We start from the raw sequence: 21,376 nt of genomic DNA, 5'->3' as shown, positions 1-21,376 counted from the left end.
ATTAATGCATACATTAATGTATACGTAAAGCCATCGCGAGGCGACTCGCCACCGAATTGCGCACGACCGAAGGGACGCTTTTATGGAAACCTCTTATGACATTGCGGTCTTTCACGGCGACGGGATCGGGCCGGAAATCATGGCCCCCACGCTTGAGGTTCTGGCCATGCTGGCCGCCAACGGTGGCTATCAGCTGAACTTTATCGACGCACCTGCGGGGGCCGCGCATTACCGCGACACCGGCGACAGCTTTCCCGCCGCATCGATGGAGATTGCGCGCGCGGCGGATGCGATCCTTCTGTCGGCCATGGGCCTGCCCGACGTGCGCTATGCCGACGGGACCGAGATTTCGCCACAGATCGACCTGCGCAAGGCGCTGACCCTGTTTGCAGGCGTGCGCCCCGTCACCATCCGCCCCGGCCAGCCGACACCGCTGGCCACGGACAAACCCGTCGACTTCGTACTGATCCGCGAAAGCACCGAAGGGCTGTTTTACACCCAAGGCTGCGGCGAGGTCGAAGCGGACGAAGCCCGCGAAACCCTGCGCATCACCCGTGCGATCTCGGAACCGCTGTTCCGCTTTGCCTTTGATCTGGCCGCATCGCGCAAGGCCGCAGGGCGCGGACAGGGCCGTGTGACATGTGTGGACAAGGCCAATGTCTTCCGCGCCTTTGCCTTCTTTCGCGAGATGTTCGATGCCGAAGCCGCCAGACACCCTGACCTGAGCGCCGATCACGCCTATGTCGATGCCACCGCCCTGTGGATGGTGGAAAAGCCGTGGACCTTCGACGTGATGGTGACCGAAAACATGTTCGGCGACATCCTCAGCGATCTGGGCGCGGGCCTGATGGGCGGGCTTGGCCTTGCGCCCTCGGCCGATGTCGGGGCGGATCACGCGGTGTTCCAACCCTGCCACGGCTCGGCCCCCGACATCGCGGGCAAAGGTGTTGCGAACCCGATGGCTATGCTTTTATCCGCCGCCATGATGCTTGATTGGCTGGGGGGACGCGACGGCGCGCCTGCCTTGCAGGCTGACGGACAGCGATTGCGCGATGCCGTCGACGCGGTAGTGGCGCGGGGCGAGGTGCTGACCCGCGACCTTGGCGGCACGGCCAACACAGCCGAGGTGGCGCAAGCAGTGCGGGAGGCGCTGGCATGACCGTCCGCGTTGCCTGTGTCGGGGCGGGATATTTCAGCCAGTTCCACTATGACGCATGGCGGCGGATCGACGGCGTCGCGCTGGTCGGTGCCTGTGACCTTGATATGGAGCGCGCCCGCGCCACAGATGCGCCCGCCTATAACCGTCTGGACACGATGCTGACGGACACCGCGCCTGATCTTGTGGACATCATCCTGCCCCCTCCGGCCCATGCCGAGGCCATTCGCACGGCCTTGGCCGCAGGGATCAAATGGATCATCTGCCAGAAACCGTTCTGTACCGATCTGCAAGACGCGCGCCAGATCGTGCAAGAGGCGCAGACCGCAAACGCCCGCCTGATCGTGCACGAGAATTTCCGCTTCCAACCATGGTACCGCGCCATACGCGCCGCGCTTGACCGTAACAGCATCGGAGAGGTGCACAACGCCACCTTCCGCCTGCGCCCGGGCGACGGGCAAGGCCCCCGCGCCTATCTGGACCGCCAACCCTATTTCCAGACGATGCCGCGTTTTCTGATCCATGAAACCGGCGTGCACTGGATCGACACATTCCGCTATCTGTTCGGGCCGATCACCCATGTCTATGCCGACCTTCGACGCCTGAACCCCGCCATCGCGGGCGAGGATGCGGGCCATGTGCTGTTTGACCACGCGTCGGGCGTGCGCTCGCTGTTTGACGGCAACCGGCATCTGGATCATGTGGCCGACAACCTGCGCCGCACCATGGGCGAAGCATGGATCGAAGGCACCAAGGGCACACTAACCCTTTATGGCGACGGGTCCGTCACCCGCCGCGCCTTTGGCAGCTACGACGAAGACGTGATCCTGCCCCCCGACACTGCAACAGGCTTTGGCGGGGATTGCGTACTGGCCCTGCAAACCCACGTGATCGCGGCCATGCAGGGGGCTGAGGCCGAAAACGAAGCGGCGGATTATCTTGAGGTTCTCGCCCTCAAAGATGCGATCTATGCTTCCGCCGAGGCTGGACGAAAAATCGCAATGGAAAGTGCAGCCTGATGGGTGCCTCCCCCCATGTCGAACGCGCCCTCGCCGCCCTGCGCGAAATGATCTTTGCTGGCACACTCGCCCCCGGTTCGGACCACCTCGAAAGCGAACTGGCCGCGCAACTGGGCATGTCCCGCACACCGGTACGCGAGGCCGCGCTGGTCCTGCAATCCCAAGGGCTGGTGCAAGTACGCCCCCGCCGCGGCATACGCATCCTGCCCGTCTCGGCCCAAGACATGCACGAGATTTACGACATCCTCACAGAACTCGAATGCCTCGCCGCCACCCGCGCGGCCGAAGCAGGCTATTCCACCGCCGACCTTGCGACGCTGGCAGGCACCATCGACAAAATGGAAACCGCCCTTGCAGCCGCCGACCTGCGCGCATGGGCCGACGCCGACGACGCCTTCCACCTCGAACTGCTCCGGCTGGGGCAAAACACACGGCTGTTATCTATCGTCGCCATGATGCACGATCAGGTCCGACGCGCCCGCACGCTTACCCTGTTCATGCGCCCGCTGCCCACCGCATCAAATGACGACCACCGCGCCGTTTATCAGGCCATAGCAAACGGGGACGCAGAGGCAGCCCGCGAAATACACCACGCCCACCGCCGCGCCGCCTGCAAGATGCTGGTGACATTGCTGGAAAAACACCAGCTCGGCACTCTCTGAACCGTAGGATTTTGCATATTTGGAGAACAATGATGGGAATGGAGCGCACTTCTGTCCATCATTGTTCTATAAATATGCACTCTCCCGCCTTCAGTCGTCCCACGCGACATCGAATTTCGAGACCACCGCCTGCACCTGCGCGTCATTCAGCGCACGGGGGGACAGGCTGCGTGTCATCAGTGCAAGCCGCGCGGTGTCCTCAAGTTCTTCGATTGCGTTGCAGGCAGCCTCAACGTCTTTACCCGCAACCACAGGTCCGTGATTGGCCAGCATGACGGCCGAGCGTTTGCCTGCCAGTCCGCGCACCGCCTGCCCCATTGCAGGATCACCGGGCAAGAAGAAGGGCAGCAGCGTGACCTTGCCCAGTTTCATGATGCCATAGGGGGTGAGCGGGGGCAGGAAATTGTCGGGGTCCGCATCAGGCAACATCGACAGGGCGACCGAGTGGCAGGAATGCAGGTGGACAACTGCGCCTGCCGTGCTGCGCGTATCGTAGAACGCAGTGTGCAAGGGCATTTCCTTGGTGGGTTGATCACCGTCGATCAGGGTGCCCTTGGCGTCAAACCGGCTGAGGCGCGCGGGATCGAGACGGCCAAAGCTTGTCCCTGTGGGAGAAACCAGCAGCCCGCCATCTTCGGTGCGGGCCGAGATGTTGCCGGTGCTGCCATGGGTCAGTCCACGATCAAAGAGTGATTTCGCCAGCATGCAGATCTGTTCGCGCAGCGCGCTTTCGCCATGTGTCATCCGCCCAGCACCTTTGTGGCTTTCTCAAAGAAATCCTCGGCCCCGAAGTTGCCTGACTTCAGTGCCACCACCAGATCGGGGCCAGCGCGCAATGCAGGCACACCGGGGTCGATTTCGGGACCAATCTCCAGCACGTCCAGCCCCAGCCCCGTCACCACTGCGCCGGAAGTTTCGCCGCCTGCGGTGATGATCCGTGTCGCGCCCTTATCGCGCAAGTTACGTGCCACTTGGGCAAAGAAATTCTCAAGTGCTTGGGCAGAGCGTTCGCGCCCGAATGTGTCCTGCACCGCGCGCACTTGATCGGGATCGGCAGAGCTGTAGGCGAGCGGCAGGCCGGATTGATCCAGCAGCCAGTCCGCCAACGCGCCTGCCTCAAGCCGCCCTTCGATCACGTCGGCAGCGACGATCTCGCGGGTCGGGTGGCGCGCAGCGTGGTAGGCGACCTGCGCGCGGGTCGCGGTCGAGCAAGAGCCGGACAACGCAGCCACGGGGCCATCCTGACCCTGCCACGGCACGGTCCCTGCCTCGCAACCGAAATTGGCGGGCAGGCCGAGCGCCACGCCGGACCCGCCCGTGATCAGCGGCAGGTCTTGCGCGGCGGCCCCGATGGCGCGCAGGTCCGCGTCGCGAATGGCATCCACCACGATCATGCGATGGCCTGCATCGTGCTGCGTCGTCAGGGCAGTACGGATCGCGTCTGCTCCGGCAAAAACCGACGCGGCGCTCACATGGCCGACGCTATGGCGGGTTTGCGGCGCCAGCCATCGGCGCAGGTCGGGATCGGTCATCGGCGTCAGGGGATGGTTCTGCATTCCGCTTTCGCTTAGCAGCGTGTCGTTCACGAACAGATGCCCCTGATAGACCGAGCGCCCCGTGCCGGGAAAAGCGGGGCAGACGATGACCTTGTGTGCGCCAAGCGCATCGGCCAGCGCGTCGGCGACGGGGCCTATATTACCCTCTGGCGTGCTGTCGAAGGTCGAGCAATATTTTAACAAAAACTGCGTGCAGCCCTGTGCGCGCAGCCAGTCCAGCGCGGCAAGGGATTGCGCAACTGCGTCCGCCACGGGGATCGAGCGGGATTTGAGCGCGACAACCCCAGCCTCGACCGAGGGGTCGGCGGGCCCGTCCGGCACACCTGTGTACTGCGTGGTGCGCATGCCGCCCTTGGCCAACGTGTTGGCCAGATCGCTCGCCCCAGTAAAATCGTCGCCGATACATCCCAGTTTCATGGCTGGCCTCCCCTCCTCAACCTGCTGCTTGTGACAAAACACGGCCCTTGGCTGCGGCGCAAGGCGGCTTGTCTGCTTTTGGTACAGCTAAAGCAGGTCGCGCGGCCCGTCACAGGACACGCCCGCAAGGCGCAGCATGTGCCATGCCAGTACAAGGTTGCTCGATAGAACCGGCACGCCCAACTTTTCCTGTAGGGGCGCGATCACGTCGAGCGTGCGCAGATTGGTGCAGGACAGGAACAGCGCGTCCACCTGTGCGCCCTCCATCATCGCCGTGCTGGCCGCGATAATCGAGGCGGCGTCGATCTGCGTCACAGCCTCTTCATTGCCCTCATCGAAACTGTCGAAGGTCGGGGTATCGATGTCGTGGCCCGCCAGCACCTCGCGCAGCCGGTCCGAGACCGAGGCGACATAAGGCGACAGGATCGCAATGCGCCGCAAGCTCAAAGCCTCGCAAGCCGCGACCAGCGCTGACAGCGGGTTCGTCACATGGCGGGTTTGTGTGCCCTTGCCGATCTGCGCAGCGACGACCTCCGCCCCGATCTGCGCCGTGCCTGAGGTGCAGCCATAGCCCACAACGTCAAAACTGTGGCCCGCAGGAAACAGGGACGCCGCGCCGCGCAATGCGCCCTCCATCGTTGCGAGGGCGTCTGGCGTGACCTCAGGTTCGGATGCGACGCGAGAGGTAAGAAGGCTGATCTCGGGCGGCATCAGGCGGCGAAAGTCATCCTCGATCGTGCGGTCGGCTTGCAGGGCGATCAGACCCAAAAAGGGGCGGCGGTCGATATGGCGGGTATAGGGCTGAGTCATGTCGCAAGCACCGGCAACTGGCGCGGCGCAGGGGTTGAGAGGTAACGCGCGCCGTCCTCGGTGATCACGATATTTTCCTCGTGCACCAAGGTGCGATCCCGTGTCAGGCTCAGCCCCGGTTCTAGCGTCAGCACCATGCCCGCCTTCAACACGGTCTGGTCCGCAGGCACCAGCGAAGGCCATTCGGTCAACTGCATCCCCAGCCCGTGGCCATAGCGCCCCGCATCCGACCCGCCCGCGCCGCCCGTCAGGATCCGGTCCATCGCGTGAAACAAATCGGCTGCCGTGGCCCCCGGACGGGCCGCGGCAAATCCTGCATCGCAGGCTTCGAGCAGGCGGGCATAGGCGTCCTCGACCTCGGCACTTGGCGGGCCAACGGACCAATTGCGGTCAAAATCGCTGAAATATCCGTCGCAGACCACGCCGGTATCCAGCATCAGGACATCACCCGCTTGCAAGGGCGCGTCAGTCGCCGGCGCAATGATATCGCCATAGCCGCCCGCCCCTGCGCCGCCGGCCACATAGGACACCCAATCGGCCCCTTCTTGCAGGCACAAGCATTGGAAGTCGCGGAAGATACGCGCCAACGGCACACCGGCACGCGCCACTTCAGGCACGCGGGCAAATGCGGCATCCGCCACGGCGCAGGCAGTTTGGATCTTGTTGATCTCTTGCGCGGATTTCACCATCCGCAACCGTCGCATGATGTCGCCATCACCGCCAAAGCTGCGATCCGCCAGCGCCGTTTGCAGGCGCGCCCAACTGTCCAGCGGCAGGCGCAGGTGAGTTTCCGGCCCAGACGGTACGCCGATCCGCCCGCCCGCAGGCACACACCCGCGCAACGCATCGGCCAGCAACGACACCCCGTCATCCTCGTAATCCGGACTGCGCCATGTGCGAATATCCTGCAGCCATGTCGCCCCCATCAAGGGCGCACCGATGGACGGGATCACAGCAATTGGTGCGGCATCCGATGGCAGAACGATGAACCACGGGCGCGTCGGACTTTCCCAGAACCGCGTGAGGTATCCGGTGAAATAACGCACCTCGGGCTCGGTCGTCAGCAAAAGCGCGTCGATGCCCGCCTGCTGCATAAGATCGTGCGCGCGGGCAACGCGGGAATGGAATTCAGAGGCGGGAAAGCCGCTCATCCCTCGGCCTGTTCGGACAGCATCAGCAGCACCCGCGATTGCGCATCAAGGCCCATCGCCTGCCGGTCGGCGGCAACCAGCCCCGCCAGTCCGGCAGCGCCGGACGGGGTGCTTGCCAGCCCGTGGTCAGCGGCCAGCGCAGCGCCTGTTTCGCCTTCGCCTTCGGTGATGGTCATGAACCCGTCCGCATCCCGCGCCAGACCTTTCAGCGCGATCAGCGACGCGACCTTGCAATCGAGCCGCCCCATGGCCGACGCGGGGCCGGTGGTCACGACAGGTTTGCCCGCCTGAACCGAGGCGATGAGACAAGGTGCGGCATCCGGCTCGACCGTAATGATGCGCACCGCATCGCCCCACTGAATCCGCGCGATGGCCGCTGCCGCACCTGCCAGCCCGCCGACACCTGCCTGCAAAAACAGGTGGGACGGGGGTGTGTCGATCTGGTCAAACACCTCGGCCATCAGCGCAAGGTAGCCTTCCATCAAGCGGTGCGGACGCTCGGTATACCCCTCCCACGAACTGTCGGACAACAACACCGCGCCGCGTGCCTCTGCGCCGCGCATCGCAGCCTCCATGCTCGCCTCGTATTCGGCACCGGCGCGCACCACTTCGGCCCCGAGGGCACGCAGGCGGTCGGCAAAGACTTCGGGCACGGTTTCGGCCAGATAGATCACTGCCTGCGCACCGAATGCCGCCGCGCCTGCCGCCACAGACAATCCGTGATTGCCCGCGCTTGCGGTGACATAGATTTGGCCGCGCGCCGTGCCTGCGGCAGCATCACAGGCAATCACATAGGCCGCGCCAAGCGCCTTGAAGCTGCCCAACCCCATACGGGTGCGTTCGTCCTTGACCATCACCTCGGCCACGCCGCAGCGTTCGGCCAGTGCGGCGGCAGGCACAAGCGGAGTCACAGCCGCTTTCGGACAGCGCGCCAGCAGCGCACGCGGGGCGTCGGCATCGACGCTGGGTGTCGGGATGTCGCGCAATGCCGGATCAGACAGGCCGCGACCGCGGTAGGGGTTTTCAAAATACTGCATGGTCAGAACGCAATCTGTGCCTTGATCGCCTGACTGCGATCCGAGGCCATATCAAACGCTTCAATGGCCGAGGCCAAGGGAAAGCTGTGGGTGATCAGGGGGGTGACGTCGATTTGCCCGCTTTGCATCAACGCGATGGCAGTGTGGAATTCTTCGTGAAAGCGGAACGAGCCGCAGAACCTGATTTCCTTGGCGGTCATTGCCTGCACCGGCAGGGTCATATCCCCGCCCAGCCCCAGTTGCACCAGCACGGCGCGCGGGCGCAGTGCGGGGATGGCGGCAGCCACGGCGGGGGCCGCGCCGCTGCACTCGAAATGCAAGTCGAAATGCCCCTTGTCTGCGTGGTAATAGGCCAGCGCGTCGGGGTTTTCGGCCACGTTGATGACGCGGGTCGCGCCGATCTTGCGCGCCATGTCGAGGGTGAAGGGGGCGATATCCGTGGCGACAACCTCGACCGCGCCCGCCGCGCGCGCCACCAGCACGCAAAGCTGCCCGATGGGGCCACAGCCTGACACCAACACACGTTTTCCCATCAGATCACCCGCCTGTTTGGCGGCATGCAGACAGACCGAAAGCGGCTCTGCCACCGCGGCTTGCGCGGGGGTCAGACCATCGGCGGCCACACATTGCGTCGCATCCGCCACGAGGTACTCGCGGAACGCGCCCTGAACGTGGGGGAACGGCATGGCCGAGCCGTAAAACTGCATGTTCAGACAATGCTGCGGCTGTCCTTCGTCGCAGAACTTGCACGCGTGACAGGGGCGCGAAGGTGACACCGCGACCAACTGGTTGAGGTGCAGCCCCTCGACCCCATGCCCCAAGGCGACCACATGGCCCGACACCTCGTGCCCCAGAACCATCGGTTCGCGCAGACGCACCGCGCCAAAGCCGCCATGCTGGTAATAATGCAGATCAGAACCGCAAATCCCGCCCGCCGCCATCTTGACCAGTACCTGCCCCAAAGCCGGTTCAGGCATGTCCATATCCTCGATGCGCAGATCGCGTTCGGCGTGGATGACTATCGCTTTCATCGGCGCATTCCCCTTGGTTATGTCCAAGGCAGCATGGGCAATCCGTGCAAAGGACACAAGCACCTGTTGACCCCGCGCAGCACGCTACTTACCGTCCACGGACACCCGCACCCGATGAAAGGCCGACTTCCTCATGAGCACATCTCTCTTCTCGCTGGCGGGACACCGCGCCCTGATCACAGGTTCATCCCAAGGCATCGGCTTAGCGCTGGCGGCAGGTATGGGCGCTGCGGGGGCCGAGATCGTGTTGAACGGGCGCGATGAGGCCAAACTGAACACCGCCGCTGAAACACTGCGCGGCCAAGGCATCACCGTCCATACGCTGCCGTTTGATGTGGCCGACCACGAAGGGGTGCGCGCCGCCATCAACAACTTCGAAGAGCAAACCGGCACCATCGACATTCTGGTGAACAACGCGGGCATGCAGCACCGCACCCCGCTAGAGGATTTCCCCGCCGACGCGTTCGAGCGGCTGTTGCAGACCAACGTCGCGTCGGTCTTTCATGTGGGACAGGCGTGCGCGCGCCATATGATCAAACGCGGCAAGGGCAAGATCATCAACATCGCCAGCGTTCAAACCGCCCTCGCCCGTCCTGGCATCGCGCCCTACACCGCGACCAAGGGGGCCGTTGCGAACCTGACCAAAGGGATGGCCACCGATTGGGCGGGCAAGGGCCTGAACTGTAACGCGATTGCACCGGGGTATTTCGACACACCGCTGAACGCCGCTTTGGTAAGCGATCCGGCCTTCACCGAATGGCTGGAAAAGCGCACGCCGGCGGGTCGCTGGGGACAGGTGGATGAACTGGTCGGCGCGGCAATCTTTCTGTCGTCAGCGGCGTCGAGTTTTGTAAACGGTCATACGCTGTATGTGGATGGCGGGATCACCGTGTCGCTTTGATCCTGTCGCAGTAGGGCTGGTTTTGGGGCGCGTCGGGTGTGCCCCCTTCCCGCTCCGTGTTGCTGCGGCGAGGTAAGTTTGGCGGCTAACCTTTGCCGTAGAGGCACGATAGCACAAAGCCTCCTAAGCACGGCGCGGGGGCGCGGCCTCACACTCTGCGGCACCCGCCATCATCAGCTCCGTCACAGCCTGTAACGCCCCTTCCCACGCCACCTGATGCGCTGGTGTCCATTCCTTGCGCATCAGCACCGCCACCGTATCAATCAGAACCCGCGTCACGGTCGGGTAATATTCGGGCCGCACCCCATAACCGGCGTGGCGCGCACCAAGGGCGCGCAATTCCGCCTCGATCCGTGACAGGTCATAGGCGCTTTCCACCACAACGACGATCGAATCCCACAGTTTTCTGCTTTGAGCGAACATATCTTCGGGAAACAACTGCCGCAGTTCGGGCGCGACGGTAAACAATTCCTCGTAAAAGGTGGTGGTGGCCGCGATATTGGCCTCCGACAACCGCTCGGCCGAGGCGCGGATGCATTCAGCCTGTTCTTTGGTCAGCATGGCACCCCCTCATATCCGTGGAATAGACCCAAGATATAAGGCCGCTGTGGTTAAAAATTGGTTCCCACGCGTCTGGCTTGCACCTGCCCCACTGCGCCCTGTAAGTTCATCCAACACCAGATGCCTGAAAAGGGGCCCGATTTGTCTTTTACTCCTGCCATCACCGGAACTGGCGTTTTCACGCCCGACCTCGTCATCACCAATGCAGAGCTTGTCGTTGCCTTCAACGCCTATGCCGACCTGTTCAACGCCAAACATGCCGACGCCATCGCCGCAGGAGAGATCGAAGCCAAGGCGCATTCCTCGGAGGAATTTATCGTCAAGGCATCGGGGATCGAACAGCGCTATGTGATGGACAAGGATGGCATTCTGGACCCCAAGGTCATGCACCCGCAACTGCGCCAGCGCAGCGATGACGAACCGTCGATCATGGCTGAGATGGGCGTGGACGCGGCGAACAAAGCGTTGAAAGCCGCCGGAAAAACCGCCGCCGATGTAGGCGCGGTGATCTGTGCCGCATCCAACCTTGAACGCGCCTATCCCGCCGTCGCCATTGAAATTCAGGAACTGCTGGGCGTGCAGGGTTTTGCCTTTGACATGAACGTCGCCTGCTCATCCGCCACATTCGGCATTCAGGCCGCGGCTGATATGGTGCGGTCGGGGTCGATCAAATCGGCGCTGGTGGTGAACCCCGAAATCTGTTCGGCGCATCTGGAATGGCGCGACCGCGACTGCCACTTCATCTTTGGCGATGTAGCCACCGCGACGCTGATCGAGCGGGCCGAAGACGCGACCGGCCCCTATTTCGAAATCCGCTCGACCCGCTGCGCCACCGAGTTTTCCAACAATATCCGCAACAATAACGGCTACTTGCGGCGCTCGCGCCCTGACGGCATGGCGGATCGACGCGATATGCAGTTCATGCAGAACGGGCGCAAAGTATTCAAGGAAGTGCTGCCCATGGTCAGCGCCCACATGGCCAGCCACATGGCCGACGAACAGATCACCGCGCCCGACCTCAAGCGCGTGTGGCTGCATCAGGCCAACAAGTCGATGAACGATTTCATCGGTAAGAAAGTACTGGAACGCGACCCCGCCCCCGGTGAACAGCCCAACATCTTGCAGGACTATGCCAACACATCCTCGGCAGGGTCGATCATCGCCTTTTCCAAACATTCCGACGATATGCAGCCGGGTGATCTGGGCATCATCTGCTCGTTCGGGGCAGGCTATTCCGTGGGTTCGGTGATCGTCGAACGGCGCGGCTGAAGCGGCGCCTTCTGGCTCGGCTCGACCTCGATCGCCTCGTCAAGCGAGGCGGCAACCTTGCGCAAACGGTCCAGCTTTTCGGCATGGCTACTGGCGGTACCGGAGTGCTGGGCCAACAGGCCCGCAATTTGGCTATAGGTCGTCTCGAACAACTCGCGCCCCCGCTTCCAGTCCATAAAGCTCATCCCGCGCAACACCGAGATATTGAGCAGCACATCATCCCCCACGTCGATCTGGCGCAGCAACTTGCGCGCGTTAACAACCATGGCGCGCGCCAGCACGGAAAACGCGGTCGGGTGACGGGCCACGCCCGCTTTGGGTTTGCGTACCAGCGTGTGTAGCGCTTGCCAGCGGTTCGGGAAATCCTCGTATTTCGCACGCACCATCCACGGCTTACCCGGCAGGAAGTTCAGCACCACATTCGACCCCGCCTTGAGGTTGCGCATTGCATCCACTGGCACGTTGTCGATTAATCCCCCGTCGATCAGCACCTCGCCATCATCGCGCAGGAAAGGCGGGAAGACACCGGGAATGGCGGTCGAGGCGCGGATCGCCTGCCACAGCGGTCCCTCGCGGATGACAGTCACATCGTTATGGGTCAGGTTGGTCGACACGGCAAAGAAGTTGATGTGCAAATCCTCCACATCAAAGCCGCCGTAGTGTTTGCGAAATGCCTCGTCCAAGCGGGAATGATCCAACAAGGAATAACGCGGCACTGTCAGGCGCGACATCGCCTTTGACCGCAGGAAGATATCCTCGCACTGGACCATGATGTCATCGGGATCCAGCCCAAGCGCCAAGGCCGCCGCCATGGCCGACCCGACACTGGTGCCGCCGACAAAATCGAATTGATAGTCCTTTTCATGCAGCGCCTTGATCGCCCCCAGATGGGCCGTGCCGTAAGAACCGCCACCGCACATGACCAGCCCGATCGCCTCGCCCCGCACAAACCGCCCGATCCGCGCAAAATCCGCCGCACTGTCGAGCGCGAGGTGATGGTGCAGACGCACGGGACGGTTTTCCAGCCACGCGCGCGTGTTGCTGGTGCTGTCGCTGCTGGTGGGCCGGTGCAGGATCACATGTAGATGCGATGGCAGGGTCGCGGCAAAGATCGCCTTTTCCAGTTCCGATGGCGCGTCGTCTGCGGCAAACGTGCCTTCCTTCGGGGCCACGATCATGATCGTGTCGCTGTTATTGGCGGTGATCTGCTGCCAGTTCGGCTCTGCCGCCGGATCGGGGCAGATCAAAAGCAGATTGCCATGCGTCGCCTCTTGGGTCTCCAGCCAGCGCGCCAGTTTGCGCCGGTCGGCCAGCATGTCCGCCGGACAGTCCTGCGGACCCAGCAACTTCCAATCCGCGCGCGCCTCGAACGCGCCGTGCAGGCCAGAGATAAAGGCCGGATCAATCGCCGCATTCGCCCCGCCAGGGAACATGGCACAGACCTGCCCCGATACAGGGCGCAGCTTGGGCGTGGCGGGAATGGTACGGGCCAAGCGGCGCGACAGGGCCGCCAGAATACCGTTCGCCAAGGCAGGCGTGCGCGCCGCAAGTGCGTCATAGGCCTCGCGGCTCAGACACATGACCGCGCTGTCTCGGGCCGCCACAACCGTGGCCGTGCGCGTACCACCTGCAAAGAACGCAAGCTCGCCAATTGGTTCGCCTTTGGAAATCTCGGCAATGGCGCGTCCTTCCAGCAGAACGGTGAACCGCCCGCGCAGTACGATATACAGCGCGTCAGCCGCGTCACCTTCCCTGATTAACACCGCGCCACGGGTCAGATCGCGATATTGCGCGGTGCGCGCCACTTCATCCAGAATCTCGGGGTCGAGGGAGTGGAGGCCGTCGATTTCCTGCAATAAATCAATTAACTCGGCGTTTACTAAATTACTGCTCAACGCAAACTCTCCCTTTGTAATAGCGCGAGTTTACCGCCCCCGCGCCATCAAACAAGCCGAAGTGACGTGGCGTAAAGATGCAGGAATGCGCGCGCGAATTGGGATGCGGGTCGGCGGGCGGGCGCCTTTTTGCGCGCAGGCGCGAAATCAGTCCGTCCCGGCGACTGCGTACATGCGCCCGCGGCCTCTGGCAGGGCTGTCAGGGTAGAAATGTCGTTATTTGAAAACGGAAAGCGCGCGGCGCGCCCGTACAGACGTCAAACGGGGCCATTCGCCCCGATGGACCTCAGTTGCTTTCGTCTTCCAGATGCAGCTTCATGTCGATCAGAACCTGTTGCAGCATCGTTGTCTCTTTAAGCAACCGCTTGGCCTCGTTCACGGTGATCACGCCGTCTTCGATGGACTGCTGATATTCGCTCATCAACATGGCAAACCGTTGACTTAGCGCGATAACATCGGCGTTCACGCCCCCTGCGCGGGGATCATTGCGGCGGCGGTCATCATGGCTCAGGGTGATGCCCTGCACCTCGGCAAGCGCGCTTGTGACGTGCGGATACTTGGACTCTTTTTCCAGCGCGACCACAGCGTCAATTGGCATGAACCGGTCGGCATGTTCCGGATTATCCGAATAATACCGCCCCAGCGTCGCCTTCGATTTGCCGGTCAATGCGCAGGCAGGTTCGATGCCGACGTCTTTGACCAACGCCTCGGTGTGCTTTTTCAAGTAGCTGCCAAATCCCGCCATTGCCTTGCCCTTTTCCTCGCGATTGTCCGGCGCGCCCCTTTACGGGGGAACCGGCGTGGTCTTTTCCCATTAATCTGCAGGAAGTGAAATGTCATTTGTTAATCGTCCCCAGCGTGTTTCGGGGACGTAACGATGACCCGATGCGCCCCCGAGCGTCGGTGTTGAGTGGGGTGCATTCCTGAACTCTGGCATGTGGGGGCGTCGGGCCGGCAAACGTCGGCAAGCAGGAGTGTATCCGAAGGCGGTAACGAGTATCCGGCGTGCGTACATCCCCCAAAAGGACGCTTGGGCGTTCAGGTGCGCATTAAGGTGAAGGCGGTAACCAAAGACGGTCCGGTGGGCAGAATAAGACGCAGCAAAAGCGTCAATTGCCCACCGGACCAACTCATCCCCTTCTGTGATCTTGCCCAACTGCGGCGCGCGGATTAAGCAGCGGTTCATGGCCAAACTCTACTTTCACTATTCGACCATGAACGCGGGTAAATCGACCGTTCTGCTTCAGGCGGCGCATAACTACCGCGAACGCGGCATGGTGCCCTATTTGCTGACGGCAAAGCTGGATGATCGTGCGGGCACGGGGCGCATTGCCTCGCGTATCGGCATCGGCGCCGAAGCGGGCGTGTTTTCAACCACCGATGATCTGTTCGACCGTCTTGCCACCCGTCAGGCCGAAGGCCCCGTGGCCTGTGTATTTGTAGACGAGGCGCAGTTCCTTACCGATGAACAGGTCTGGCAACTGGCCCGCGTGGTGGATGATCTGAACCTGCCGGTCATGTGCTACGGGCTGCGGGTCGATTTTCTGGGCAAGCTCTTTCCCGGATCGGCGGCATTGCTCGCACTTGCTGACGAGATGCGCGAAGTGCGCACCATCTGCCATTGCGGTAAGAAGGCAACGATGGTGATCCGCCGCGACGCTGAAGGCCGCGCTCAGGCCGGTGGCGCGCAGGTCCAGATTGGCGGCAACGACACCTATGTGTCGCTGTGCCGCAAACACTGGCGCGCCGCGATGGAAGACAGCTGATCGGCTGCGCCGTTAAACCGGATTTTCCAAGGCGCGCCCTGCACAGAAGGCCGCCACATTCGCCACCGCCATCAGGCCCATATCCACCCGCACTTCCAGCGCGGCGGTGCCAAGATGCGGCAACAGCGTAACACTGTCCAAGGCGCGCAACGCCTCCGGCACATCCGGTTCGCCCTCATAGACGTCCAGCCCTGCGCCGCCGATCTGCCCGCCCTCTAGTGCGGCGATCAGCGCCGTTTCATCCACCACATCCCCGCGCGAGATGTTGACCAGATGCGCCTGCGGCCCCATCGCGGCCAGCACATCCGTGCCGATCAGATGCCGCGTCTCTGCCCCACCCGGAACGGCGGCAACCAGAAAATCCACGCTGCCCGCCAAAGCGACAGGCGTTTCCACCCGCGTCGCCGGAAAGGACAGCGTCTTGGCCGACCGGTTGACATAGGACACGTCCATACCAAACCCGAAATGGCAGCGTTGCGCGATGGCCTGCCCGATACGGCCCATGCCCAGAATACCGACCTTCTTGCCGCTCATGTGCAGGCCCAGCATCTGTGTGGGATGCCAGCCCGCCCATGTGCCCGATCGCACCAGCCGCTCGCCCTCGCCCGCACGGCGCGCCGACATAAGCATCAGCATCACCGCAATATCTGCCGTTGCATCCGTCACAGCGCCGGGCGTGTTGGTCACAGCGACGCCGGCCGCCTTGGCCGCTGTCACGTCGATATGGTTATACCCGACCCCGAAATTGGCCAGCAATTTGCAACGCGGCGTGCCCACATCCTCGAACACCTGCGCCGAAAAACGGTCGCCCAGAGTGGGCAGAACGACGTCATAATCGCGCAGCGCCCTGCGCAGTTCCGCATCACTCAGTGGGCTGGTGTCGCTCCGCACATCAATGTCCGGCGTAATCTTGCGCGCGGCCTCGATAACGGCCTCGGGCAGCGGGCGGGTGATCCAAAGCTTGGTCAATGCAAACGCCCCCCCGTCGGCACATCCTTGTCCGGTGTGGCCAGCACAACCGCACCGTCCTCATCGGGAAAGCCGAGGACCAGAACCTCGGACATGAAGGGCCCGATCTGGCGCGGTGGAAAGTTCACAACGGCCATGACCTGCCGCCCCACAAGGCTGTCTGCATCGTAATGCACCGTAACTTGGGCCGAGGTCTTGCGCTCGCCGATCTCGGGGCCGAAATCGACCCACATCTTGATCGCGGGTTTGCGCGCCTCGGGGAACGGTTCGGCCCGCACCACGCGGCCCACCCGCACATCCACCTTCAGAAAATCGTCAAAATCTATCTCAGCCACGGGCCAACTCCTTGGAACGGTCCGCCGCTGCCGCCACCGCACGGGGCAGCAGTGACGGAAACCCGTTCGCTTCATCCATCAAAACCTCCAGCGCGGCCTGCGTGGTGCCATTCGGGCTGGTCACGTTCACGCGCAATTCTGTCGGCGTTTCCTCGGCCTGCATGGCCAGCGCCCCTGCCCCCGCCACAGTTGCCTTGGCCAGTTGCATCGCCATCTCAGGCGGCAAGCCTTGGGCAACACCGCCTGCGGCCAATGTCTCGATCATGTGGAACACATAGGCCGGACCGGATCCGCTAACGCCCGTGACCGCATCCATCTGCGCCTCACTCTCCAACCGGACGACGTCGCCGACGGCAGACAGCAATTCCGCCGCCTCATCCAAAGCGGCTTCGCCAGCAGCATTGGCGCAAATGGCGGTGATGCCCTGACCGACAGCGGCGGGCGTGTTGGGCATGGCGCGCACAATCGGCGTCTGTTCCCCGAATGCCGCCTCGAACGTGGCCAACGACGTGCCCGCCGCGACCGAGACGAACACCGTCTCGCCCCCCGCAAAGGCCGTGATGGCAGGTAAGGCGTCGCCCATCATCTGCGGCTTGACCGCAACCAGCACCACAGCAGGTGCGTCAGGCAATTCCTCGTTGATCCGCACACCGGTGCCACGCACCCACAAGGACGGCTTGGGGTCGATCACCCACACGCGATCCACAGGCATCCCGCGCCCCAGCCATCCGGCCAACATCGCGGACCCCATCTTGCCACAGCCCAGCAGAACAAGCCCGCCAGCCGCAATACGTGTGTCTTTCATAGATGCCCCCAAACCAGTTCGGGGGGCAGGTTATGCGCGACCGTAAGCCTCTGCAATGGCGACTTGCAACGCATCCTTTGGCGTCCGGTCACCCCAGATCAGCAACTGCAAGGCAGGGTAATAGCGCTCGGCACTCATTACCGCCGCACCGATCATCGTGTCGATCTGCTCGGGGCTGGCCATTTGCCCGCCGCTCAGCACCAGACCATAGCGATAAACCATCAGCTTCTGATCCGCCCAATAGGTGAACGCGCCCGCCCAGCACTGGTCGTTGATCAGGTTCAACAACTCGTACAGCGCAGGCAGCTTTTCCGCCGGCGGCTCCATCTCGAACGTACACACCATGCGCAGGGTCTCGTCAAAACCCGACCAAGCCAGTGTCACCGAATAGGTGCGCCACTGCCCTTCGACCGCCATGGCAATCTGGTCATCCGCAATGCGATCAAAATCCCATTCGTGATGTTCCGCCAAATGCTCGACGATATCTATAGGGTGAATATCTTCTTCGATGAACTGTTCGGAAAGGGCCATGGTGCCACCTCTTGTTCGCTGGTAGCGATGGGGGCTGGCAGCGCCCCAAGCGCTAGGTGCCTGCTCTAGAAATCGGAGCTTTTCCCCGTATCTCTACAATATATGGTGACCGCGCCCCAACAGTCTGGCAACCCTTTATTTGGGGATAACCTCAATAAGTTGGGGACAACCTAGCAAACAGACGCAAAATCGAGCGCCCAAAGCACGAAAATCCATGCCCCATTTCCAAAAACCGCGCCCTCCCCCTTCTCTGTTCTAAAAAAATCCCCGCCGGAGGCTCCCTCGCCCAAAGAAAAACCGCCCAAGGCAAACCCGGGCGATCCTGTGACGTTTCACGTTAGATAAAGAAGTGGCGCGCCAGCGCCTCTGCTGGATTACTTCTCCAGCGCGTCCAGACGGGCCTTGAGGGCTGCGTTCTCTTCGCGGGCCTTCTGCGCCATGGCGCGCACCGCGTCGAATTCCTCGCGGGTGACGAAGTCGCGGTCCGCCAGCCAGCGGTCCATCATCGACTTCAATGCGGTTTCCGCCTCGTCCTTGGCACCTTGGGCGACGCCCATCGCATTGGTCATCAGTTGCGAAATATCGTCGAAAATTTTGCCGCGTGCTTGCATTTGTCGTCTCCCGTTCAGCGTTACGCCTTATATGGGCACCACGGCACCGCAAGGCAAGGTTGACCTCGCCCGTTCCCAAAGGCATTGACTCGCAAATGATCGCATTCCTTCCCTTCCCCGACATCTCGCCCGAGATTTTTTCGATCTCGGCTTTCGGCATGGAATTTGCCCTGCGCTGGTATGCGCTGGCCTATATTGCGGGGATCATCATCGGCTGGCGGCTGGTGGTGATGACGGTGAAAACACCGCGGCTCTGGCCTGCGAACACGCCCGTCATGTCCCCCGCCCAGATCGAGGATATGCTGACTTGGATCATTCTGGGCGTGCTGCTGGGCGGGCGGCTGGGCTATGTGATCCTCTACGAACCCGCGCAATACCTGACCAATCCCGTCTCGATCCTTTATATCTGGCAGGGCGGCATGGCCTTTCATGGCGGCTTCCTCGGGGTTGTTCTGGCGGCGTTCATCTACACGCGCTGGCACCGCATCAATCAGCTCAGCGCGGCCGACGCGATTGCCCTTGGTGTCCCCCCCGGTTTGTTGCTGGGCCGTTTTGCCAACTTCATCAATGCCGAGCTTTGGGGCCGTCCAACGGAACTGCCTTGGGGCGTCGTGTTCCCCGGCAACGCGGCGCAGTTTTGCCCGCAAGTCGTTGGGGCTTGCGCACGTCATCCCTCTCAACTGTATGAGGCGTTCCTTGAAGGTTTCGTGCTGCTGGTCGTGCTGTTGTGGATGGTTTGGCGACGCGGGGCGTTCAAGCGCCCCGGACTGGTTTGCGGCACCTTTCTCGCTGGCTATGGCGCAGCGCGCTTTGCCGTTGAATTCGTGCGCCAGCCGGACGCGCAGTTCACCGGACCCGGCAATCCGCTGGGACTTGCGTGGCACATTGGCGGCTATGGCCTGACCATGGGGCAATTGCTGTCCTTGCCGATGATCGTGCTGGGCGTCTACCTGATCCGCCGCGCCAACCGCACCGGTGTGCTGACCCCATGAGCCTTGCCGACGACCTTGCCGCACGCATTGCCGCCTCCGGTCCCATCACCGTGGCCGACTTTATGGCGCAGGCGCTGCTGCATCCGACCCATGGCTATTACAGTTCACGCGATCCGTTCGGCAGTGCGGGCGACTTCATCACCGCACCCGAAATCAGCCAGATGTTTGGTGAGGTGATCGGGCTGTGCCTTGCGCAAAGCTGGCTGGATCAGGGGGCACCGGACCCGTTCGTTCTGGCCGAACTCGGCCCCGGTCGCGGCACGTTGATGGCCGACATCCTGCGCGCCACCAAAGGTATCGCAGGCTTTCACGCCGCTGCGCATATCGCACTGGTTGAGGCATCGCCCATCTTGCAAGAAAAGCAGCGTGAAACCCTTGGCGACTATGAGGTCACATGGGTGGACACGATTGACGCCTTGCCGGACGGGCCGCTCTGGCTGGTGGCGAACGAGTTCTTTGACGCCCTGCCGATCCGCCAGTTCCAGCGTGATGGTGCGGGCTGGCGCGAACGCTGTGTCGGGCTGAACGGCTCTGAACTATCCTTTGGCCTGTCGCCCGTCGGGCCGCAGCCCGCCCTTGATCACCGGATGGAGGACACGAGAGACGGCGATCTGGTTGAACTGTGTGCGGCGGCCACCGCCATCGTGTCCCATATCGGGGCGCGGATCGCGGACAAAGGCGGCGCAGCATTGCTGATCGACTATGGCGACTGGCGCTCGCTTGGCGACACATTACAGGCGCTGCGCAACCACGCCAGCGTCGATCCCCTTGACGCGCCCGGCACCGCAGATCTGACCGCCCATGTCGACTTCGAAGCGCTCGCCCGCGCCGCTGCCCCTGCCCGCTATACCCGCCTTACCCCTCAGGGAATTTTCCTCGAACGGCTCGGCATCACGGACCGAGCGCGCGCTTTGGCAGCACAAATGCAGCCCGAACCGTTGAAGGCCCATATCGCAGCACATCAGCGGTTGACGCACCCCGAGGAAATGGGAAACTTGTTCAAGGTGCTTGGCCTGTATCCCGCCAATGCCACACCGCCGCCCGGACTGGAGCCATGACGCTTGAACTCCTCACTGCTGACAGCCTCGCGCCTGTGCGCCATGGCTTTTTCACGCGCAAAGGTGGCGCGTCTTCGGGCATATTCTCGGGGCTGAACTGCGGTACGGGCAGCTCGGACCAGACCGAGATTGTGGCGATCAACCGTGACCGCGTGGCGCAGGCGCTGGATGTGCCGACCAACCACCTTGCGGGAGTGCACCAGATACATTCGGCGGATGTGGTCGTTGTGGACGGCGCGCAAACCGACCGCCCCCGCGCCGATGCGCTGGTCACTGCCACACCTGGCGTTGCCCTGTCGGTGCTGACCGCCGATTGCCAACCGGTTCTTTTCGCGGACAGCGCGGCAGGTGTGATCGGTGCGGCCCACGCGGGCTGGAAAGGGGCGCAATCCGGCATCTTGGAAGAAACCGTTGATGCGATGGTTGCCCTTGGCGCCACCCGCGAGAATATCCACGCAGTGATCGGCCCCACGATCAGCCAGCGCGCCTATGAGGTCGGGCCGGAGTTTTTTGACATCTTCATGGATGAAGACCCCGAGAACGCCCGCTACTTCGCGGGGGGTGATGGTGACCGGATGCATTTCGACCTGCCAGGCTACGGGCTGATGCGGTTGCGCAGTGCGGGCATCGGCGGGGCCGAATGGACGCGCCACTGCACCTATTCCGACCCTGACCGGTTCTTTTCCTACCGCCGCTCGGTTCATGCCAAAGACCCCGATTACGGGCGGCTGATCTCTGCCATCGTGCTTTGAAGACGGCCAAATCTGGGCGGGTCCTGTCACGGACCTGCCCCATTGTTTCCAGAATTGAACCAGTCGGCCTGCACCGCGCCTTGTAAACATGG

Annotated in this window: 23 protein-coding genes; 9 read left to right on the top strand and 14 right to left on the bottom strand. The window is 62.7% G+C overall.

The genetic code is table 11. From position 1 onward, the window contains the following. Window positions 1-82 precede the first annotated feature (82 nt). From AC6GQJ_RS15305 to AC6GQJ_RS15295, 3 genes are read left to right on the top strand one after another with little or no spacing between them, the layout of a single operon-like run. Window positions 83-1,159: an isocitrate/isopropylmalate dehydrogenase family protein gene (locus tag AC6GQJ_RS15305; RefSeq protein ID WP_500769787.1), complete on the top strand. Its 1,077-nt coding sequence runs from the start codon at window positions 83-85 to the stop codon at window positions 1,157-1,159. Continuing rightward, window positions 1,156-2,175 carry a Gfo/Idh/MocA family protein gene (locus AC6GQJ_RS15300; RefSeq protein WP_500769785.1) on the top strand — a complete coding sequence of 340 codons (1,020 nt, stop codon included), beginning with the start codon at window positions 1,156-1,158 and terminating at the stop codon, window positions 2,173-2,175. The genes AC6GQJ_RS15305 and AC6GQJ_RS15300 overlap by 4 nt, the downstream gene beginning before the upstream one ends. Beyond that, a complete protein-coding gene (locus AC6GQJ_RS15295) occupies window positions 2,175-2,837 on the top strand; it encodes a GntR family transcriptional regulator (RefSeq protein ID WP_500769783.1) in 663 nt (220 codons plus the stop codon). The genes AC6GQJ_RS15300 and AC6GQJ_RS15295 overlap by 1 nt, the downstream gene beginning before the upstream one ends. A gap of 90 nt (window positions 2,838-2,927) precedes the next feature. On the opposite strand, the gene otnC is transcribed toward AC6GQJ_RS15295, so the two are convergent. The 6 genes from otnC to AC6GQJ_RS15265 all read right to left on the bottom strand — a co-directional run bounded on the left by otnC (window position 2,928) and on the right by AC6GQJ_RS15265 (window position 8,839). Further along, entirely contained in the window at window positions 2,928-3,581 is a 654-nt protein-coding gene (otnC, locus tag AC6GQJ_RS15290) for a 3-oxo-tetronate 4-phosphate decarboxylase (protein ID WP_500769781.1), read from the bottom strand. Next, complete coding sequence (gene otnK / locus AC6GQJ_RS15285; RefSeq protein WP_500769779.1) at window positions 3,578-4,810, bottom strand: 3-oxo-tetronate kinase; 1,233 nt, start codon at window positions 4,808-4,810, stop codon at window positions 3,578-3,580. The genes otnC and otnK overlap by 4 nt, the downstream gene beginning before the upstream one ends. A gap of 87 nt (window positions 4,811-4,897) precedes the next feature. Next, window positions 4,898-5,620: a maleate cis-trans isomerase family protein gene (locus tag AC6GQJ_RS15280; RefSeq protein WP_500769777.1), complete on the bottom strand. Its 723-nt coding sequence runs from the start codon at window positions 5,618-5,620 to the stop codon at window positions 4,898-4,900. After that, window positions 5,617-6,771, bottom strand: coding sequence for a M24 family metallopeptidase (locus AC6GQJ_RS15275; RefSeq protein ID WP_500769775.1), 1,155 nt, complete (start codon window positions 6,769-6,771; stop codon window positions 5,617-5,619). The genes AC6GQJ_RS15280 and AC6GQJ_RS15275 overlap by 4 nt, the downstream gene beginning before the upstream one ends. Then, complete coding sequence (locus AC6GQJ_RS15270) at window positions 6,768-7,808, bottom strand: pyridoxal-phosphate dependent enzyme (RefSeq protein WP_500769773.1); 1,041 nt, start codon at window positions 7,806-7,808, stop codon at window positions 6,768-6,770. Before AC6GQJ_RS15270 ends, AC6GQJ_RS15275 begins: the two co-directional genes overlap by 4 nt. Before the next feature lie 2 nt (window positions 7,809-7,810). Further along, window positions 7,811-8,839: an L-idonate 5-dehydrogenase gene (locus tag AC6GQJ_RS15265; protein WP_500769771.1), complete on the bottom strand. Its 1,029-nt coding sequence runs from the start codon at window positions 8,837-8,839 to the stop codon at window positions 7,811-7,813. Window positions 8,840-8,972: 133 nt separating this feature from the next. Between AC6GQJ_RS15265 and AC6GQJ_RS15260 the strand changes: the two genes are divergently transcribed. Next, on the top strand, window positions 8,973-9,740 hold the full coding sequence (locus AC6GQJ_RS15260; RefSeq protein WP_500769769.1) for an SDR family oxidoreductase: 768 nt from the start codon (window positions 8,973-8,975) through the stop codon (window positions 9,738-9,740). Window positions 9,741-9,863: 123 nt separating this feature from the next. Here AC6GQJ_RS15260 and AC6GQJ_RS15255 read toward each other — a convergent pair whose 3' ends face one another. Then, complete coding sequence (locus AC6GQJ_RS15255; protein ID WP_500769767.1) at window positions 9,864-10,301, bottom strand: globin domain-containing protein; 438 nt, start codon at window positions 10,299-10,301, stop codon at window positions 9,864-9,866. 141 nt (window positions 10,302-10,442) lie between these two features. Here AC6GQJ_RS15255 and AC6GQJ_RS15250 point away from each other — a divergent pair, with 141 nt between their 5' ends. After that, a complete protein-coding gene (locus AC6GQJ_RS15250; RefSeq protein WP_500769765.1) occupies window positions 10,443-11,570 on the top strand; it encodes a beta-ketoacyl-ACP synthase III in 1,128 nt (375 codons plus the stop codon). On the opposite strand, the gene AC6GQJ_RS15245 is transcribed toward AC6GQJ_RS15250, so the two are convergent. Then, complete coding sequence (locus AC6GQJ_RS15245) at window positions 11,531-13,465, bottom strand: patatin-like phospholipase family protein (RefSeq protein WP_500769763.1); 1,935 nt, start codon at window positions 13,463-13,465, stop codon at window positions 11,531-11,533. The two genes, AC6GQJ_RS15250 and AC6GQJ_RS15245, sit on opposite strands and share 40 nt — an antisense overlap. A 286-nt stretch (window positions 13,466-13,751) precedes the next feature. After that, complete coding sequence (locus AC6GQJ_RS15240) at window positions 13,752-14,210, bottom strand: phage regulatory CII family protein (RefSeq protein WP_500769761.1); 459 nt, start codon at window positions 14,208-14,210, stop codon at window positions 13,752-13,754. A gap of 439 nt (window positions 14,211-14,649) precedes the next feature. Between AC6GQJ_RS15240 and AC6GQJ_RS15235 the strand changes: the two genes are divergently transcribed. After that, the gene (locus AC6GQJ_RS15235) at window positions 14,650-15,231 is read left to right on the top strand and encodes a thymidine kinase (RefSeq protein WP_500769759.1); all 582 of its coding nucleotides are present in this window, start codon (window positions 14,650-14,652) and stop codon (window positions 15,229-15,231) included. 12 nt (window positions 15,232-15,243) lie between these two features. Here the strand turns inward: AC6GQJ_RS15235 and AC6GQJ_RS15230 are convergent, their stop codons facing one another. The 5 genes from AC6GQJ_RS15230 to AC6GQJ_RS15210 all read right to left on the bottom strand — a co-directional run bounded on the left by AC6GQJ_RS15230 (window position 15,244) and on the right by AC6GQJ_RS15210 (window position 18,482). After that, on the bottom strand, window positions 15,244-16,200 hold the full coding sequence (locus AC6GQJ_RS15230) for a 2-hydroxyacid dehydrogenase (RefSeq protein ID WP_500769757.1): 957 nt from the start codon (window positions 16,198-16,200) through the stop codon (window positions 15,244-15,246). Then, window positions 16,197-16,535, bottom strand: coding sequence for a tRNA-binding protein (locus AC6GQJ_RS15225; protein ID WP_500769755.1), 339 nt, complete (start codon window positions 16,533-16,535; stop codon window positions 16,197-16,199). Before AC6GQJ_RS15225 ends, AC6GQJ_RS15230 begins: the two co-directional genes overlap by 4 nt. Further along, window positions 16,528-17,340, bottom strand: a complete 813-nt coding sequence (gene proC / locus AC6GQJ_RS15220; protein ID WP_500769753.1) for a pyrroline-5-carboxylate reductase — start codon at window positions 17,338-17,340, stop codon at window positions 16,528-16,530. The genes AC6GQJ_RS15225 and proC overlap by 8 nt, the downstream gene beginning before the upstream one ends. Before the next feature lie 30 nt (window positions 17,341-17,370). Then, window positions 17,371-17,871 (bottom strand): type III secretion system chaperone family protein, encoded by a 501-nt coding sequence (locus AC6GQJ_RS15215; protein WP_500769751.1) that lies wholly within the window; start codon window positions 17,869-17,871, stop codon window positions 17,371-17,373. 374 nt (window positions 17,872-18,245) lie between these two features. After that, on the bottom strand, window positions 18,246-18,482 hold the full coding sequence (locus AC6GQJ_RS15210) for an accessory factor UbiK family protein (protein WP_500769749.1): 237 nt from the start codon (window positions 18,480-18,482) through the stop codon (window positions 18,246-18,248). A 95-nt stretch (window positions 18,483-18,577) separates the two neighbouring features. Between AC6GQJ_RS15210 and lgt the strand changes: the two genes are divergently transcribed. The 3 genes from lgt to pgeF are packed head-to-tail and all read left to right on the top strand — an operon-like array spanning window position 18,578 to window position 21,284. Beyond that, on the top strand, window positions 18,578-19,474 hold the full coding sequence (gene lgt / locus AC6GQJ_RS15205) for a prolipoprotein diacylglyceryl transferase (protein ID WP_500769747.1): 897 nt from the start codon (window positions 18,578-18,580) through the stop codon (window positions 19,472-19,474). Next, complete coding sequence (locus AC6GQJ_RS15200) at window positions 19,471-20,532, top strand: class I SAM-dependent methyltransferase (protein ID WP_500769745.1); 1,062 nt, start codon at window positions 19,471-19,473, stop codon at window positions 20,530-20,532. Before lgt ends, AC6GQJ_RS15200 begins: the two co-directional genes overlap by 4 nt. Then, complete coding sequence (gene pgeF, locus AC6GQJ_RS15195; protein WP_500769743.1) at window positions 20,529-21,284, top strand: peptidoglycan editing factor PgeF; 756 nt, start codon at window positions 20,529-20,531, stop codon at window positions 21,282-21,284. Before AC6GQJ_RS15200 ends, pgeF begins: the two co-directional genes overlap by 4 nt. The last annotated feature ends 92 nt before the right edge of the window (window positions 21,285-21,376 follow it).

The organism is Tateyamaria sp. 7Alg 36, from assembly GCF_059882455.1.
Note: the sequence above shows the minus strand (reverse complement) of the source record. Positions and strands in the feature narration are given on the sequence as shown.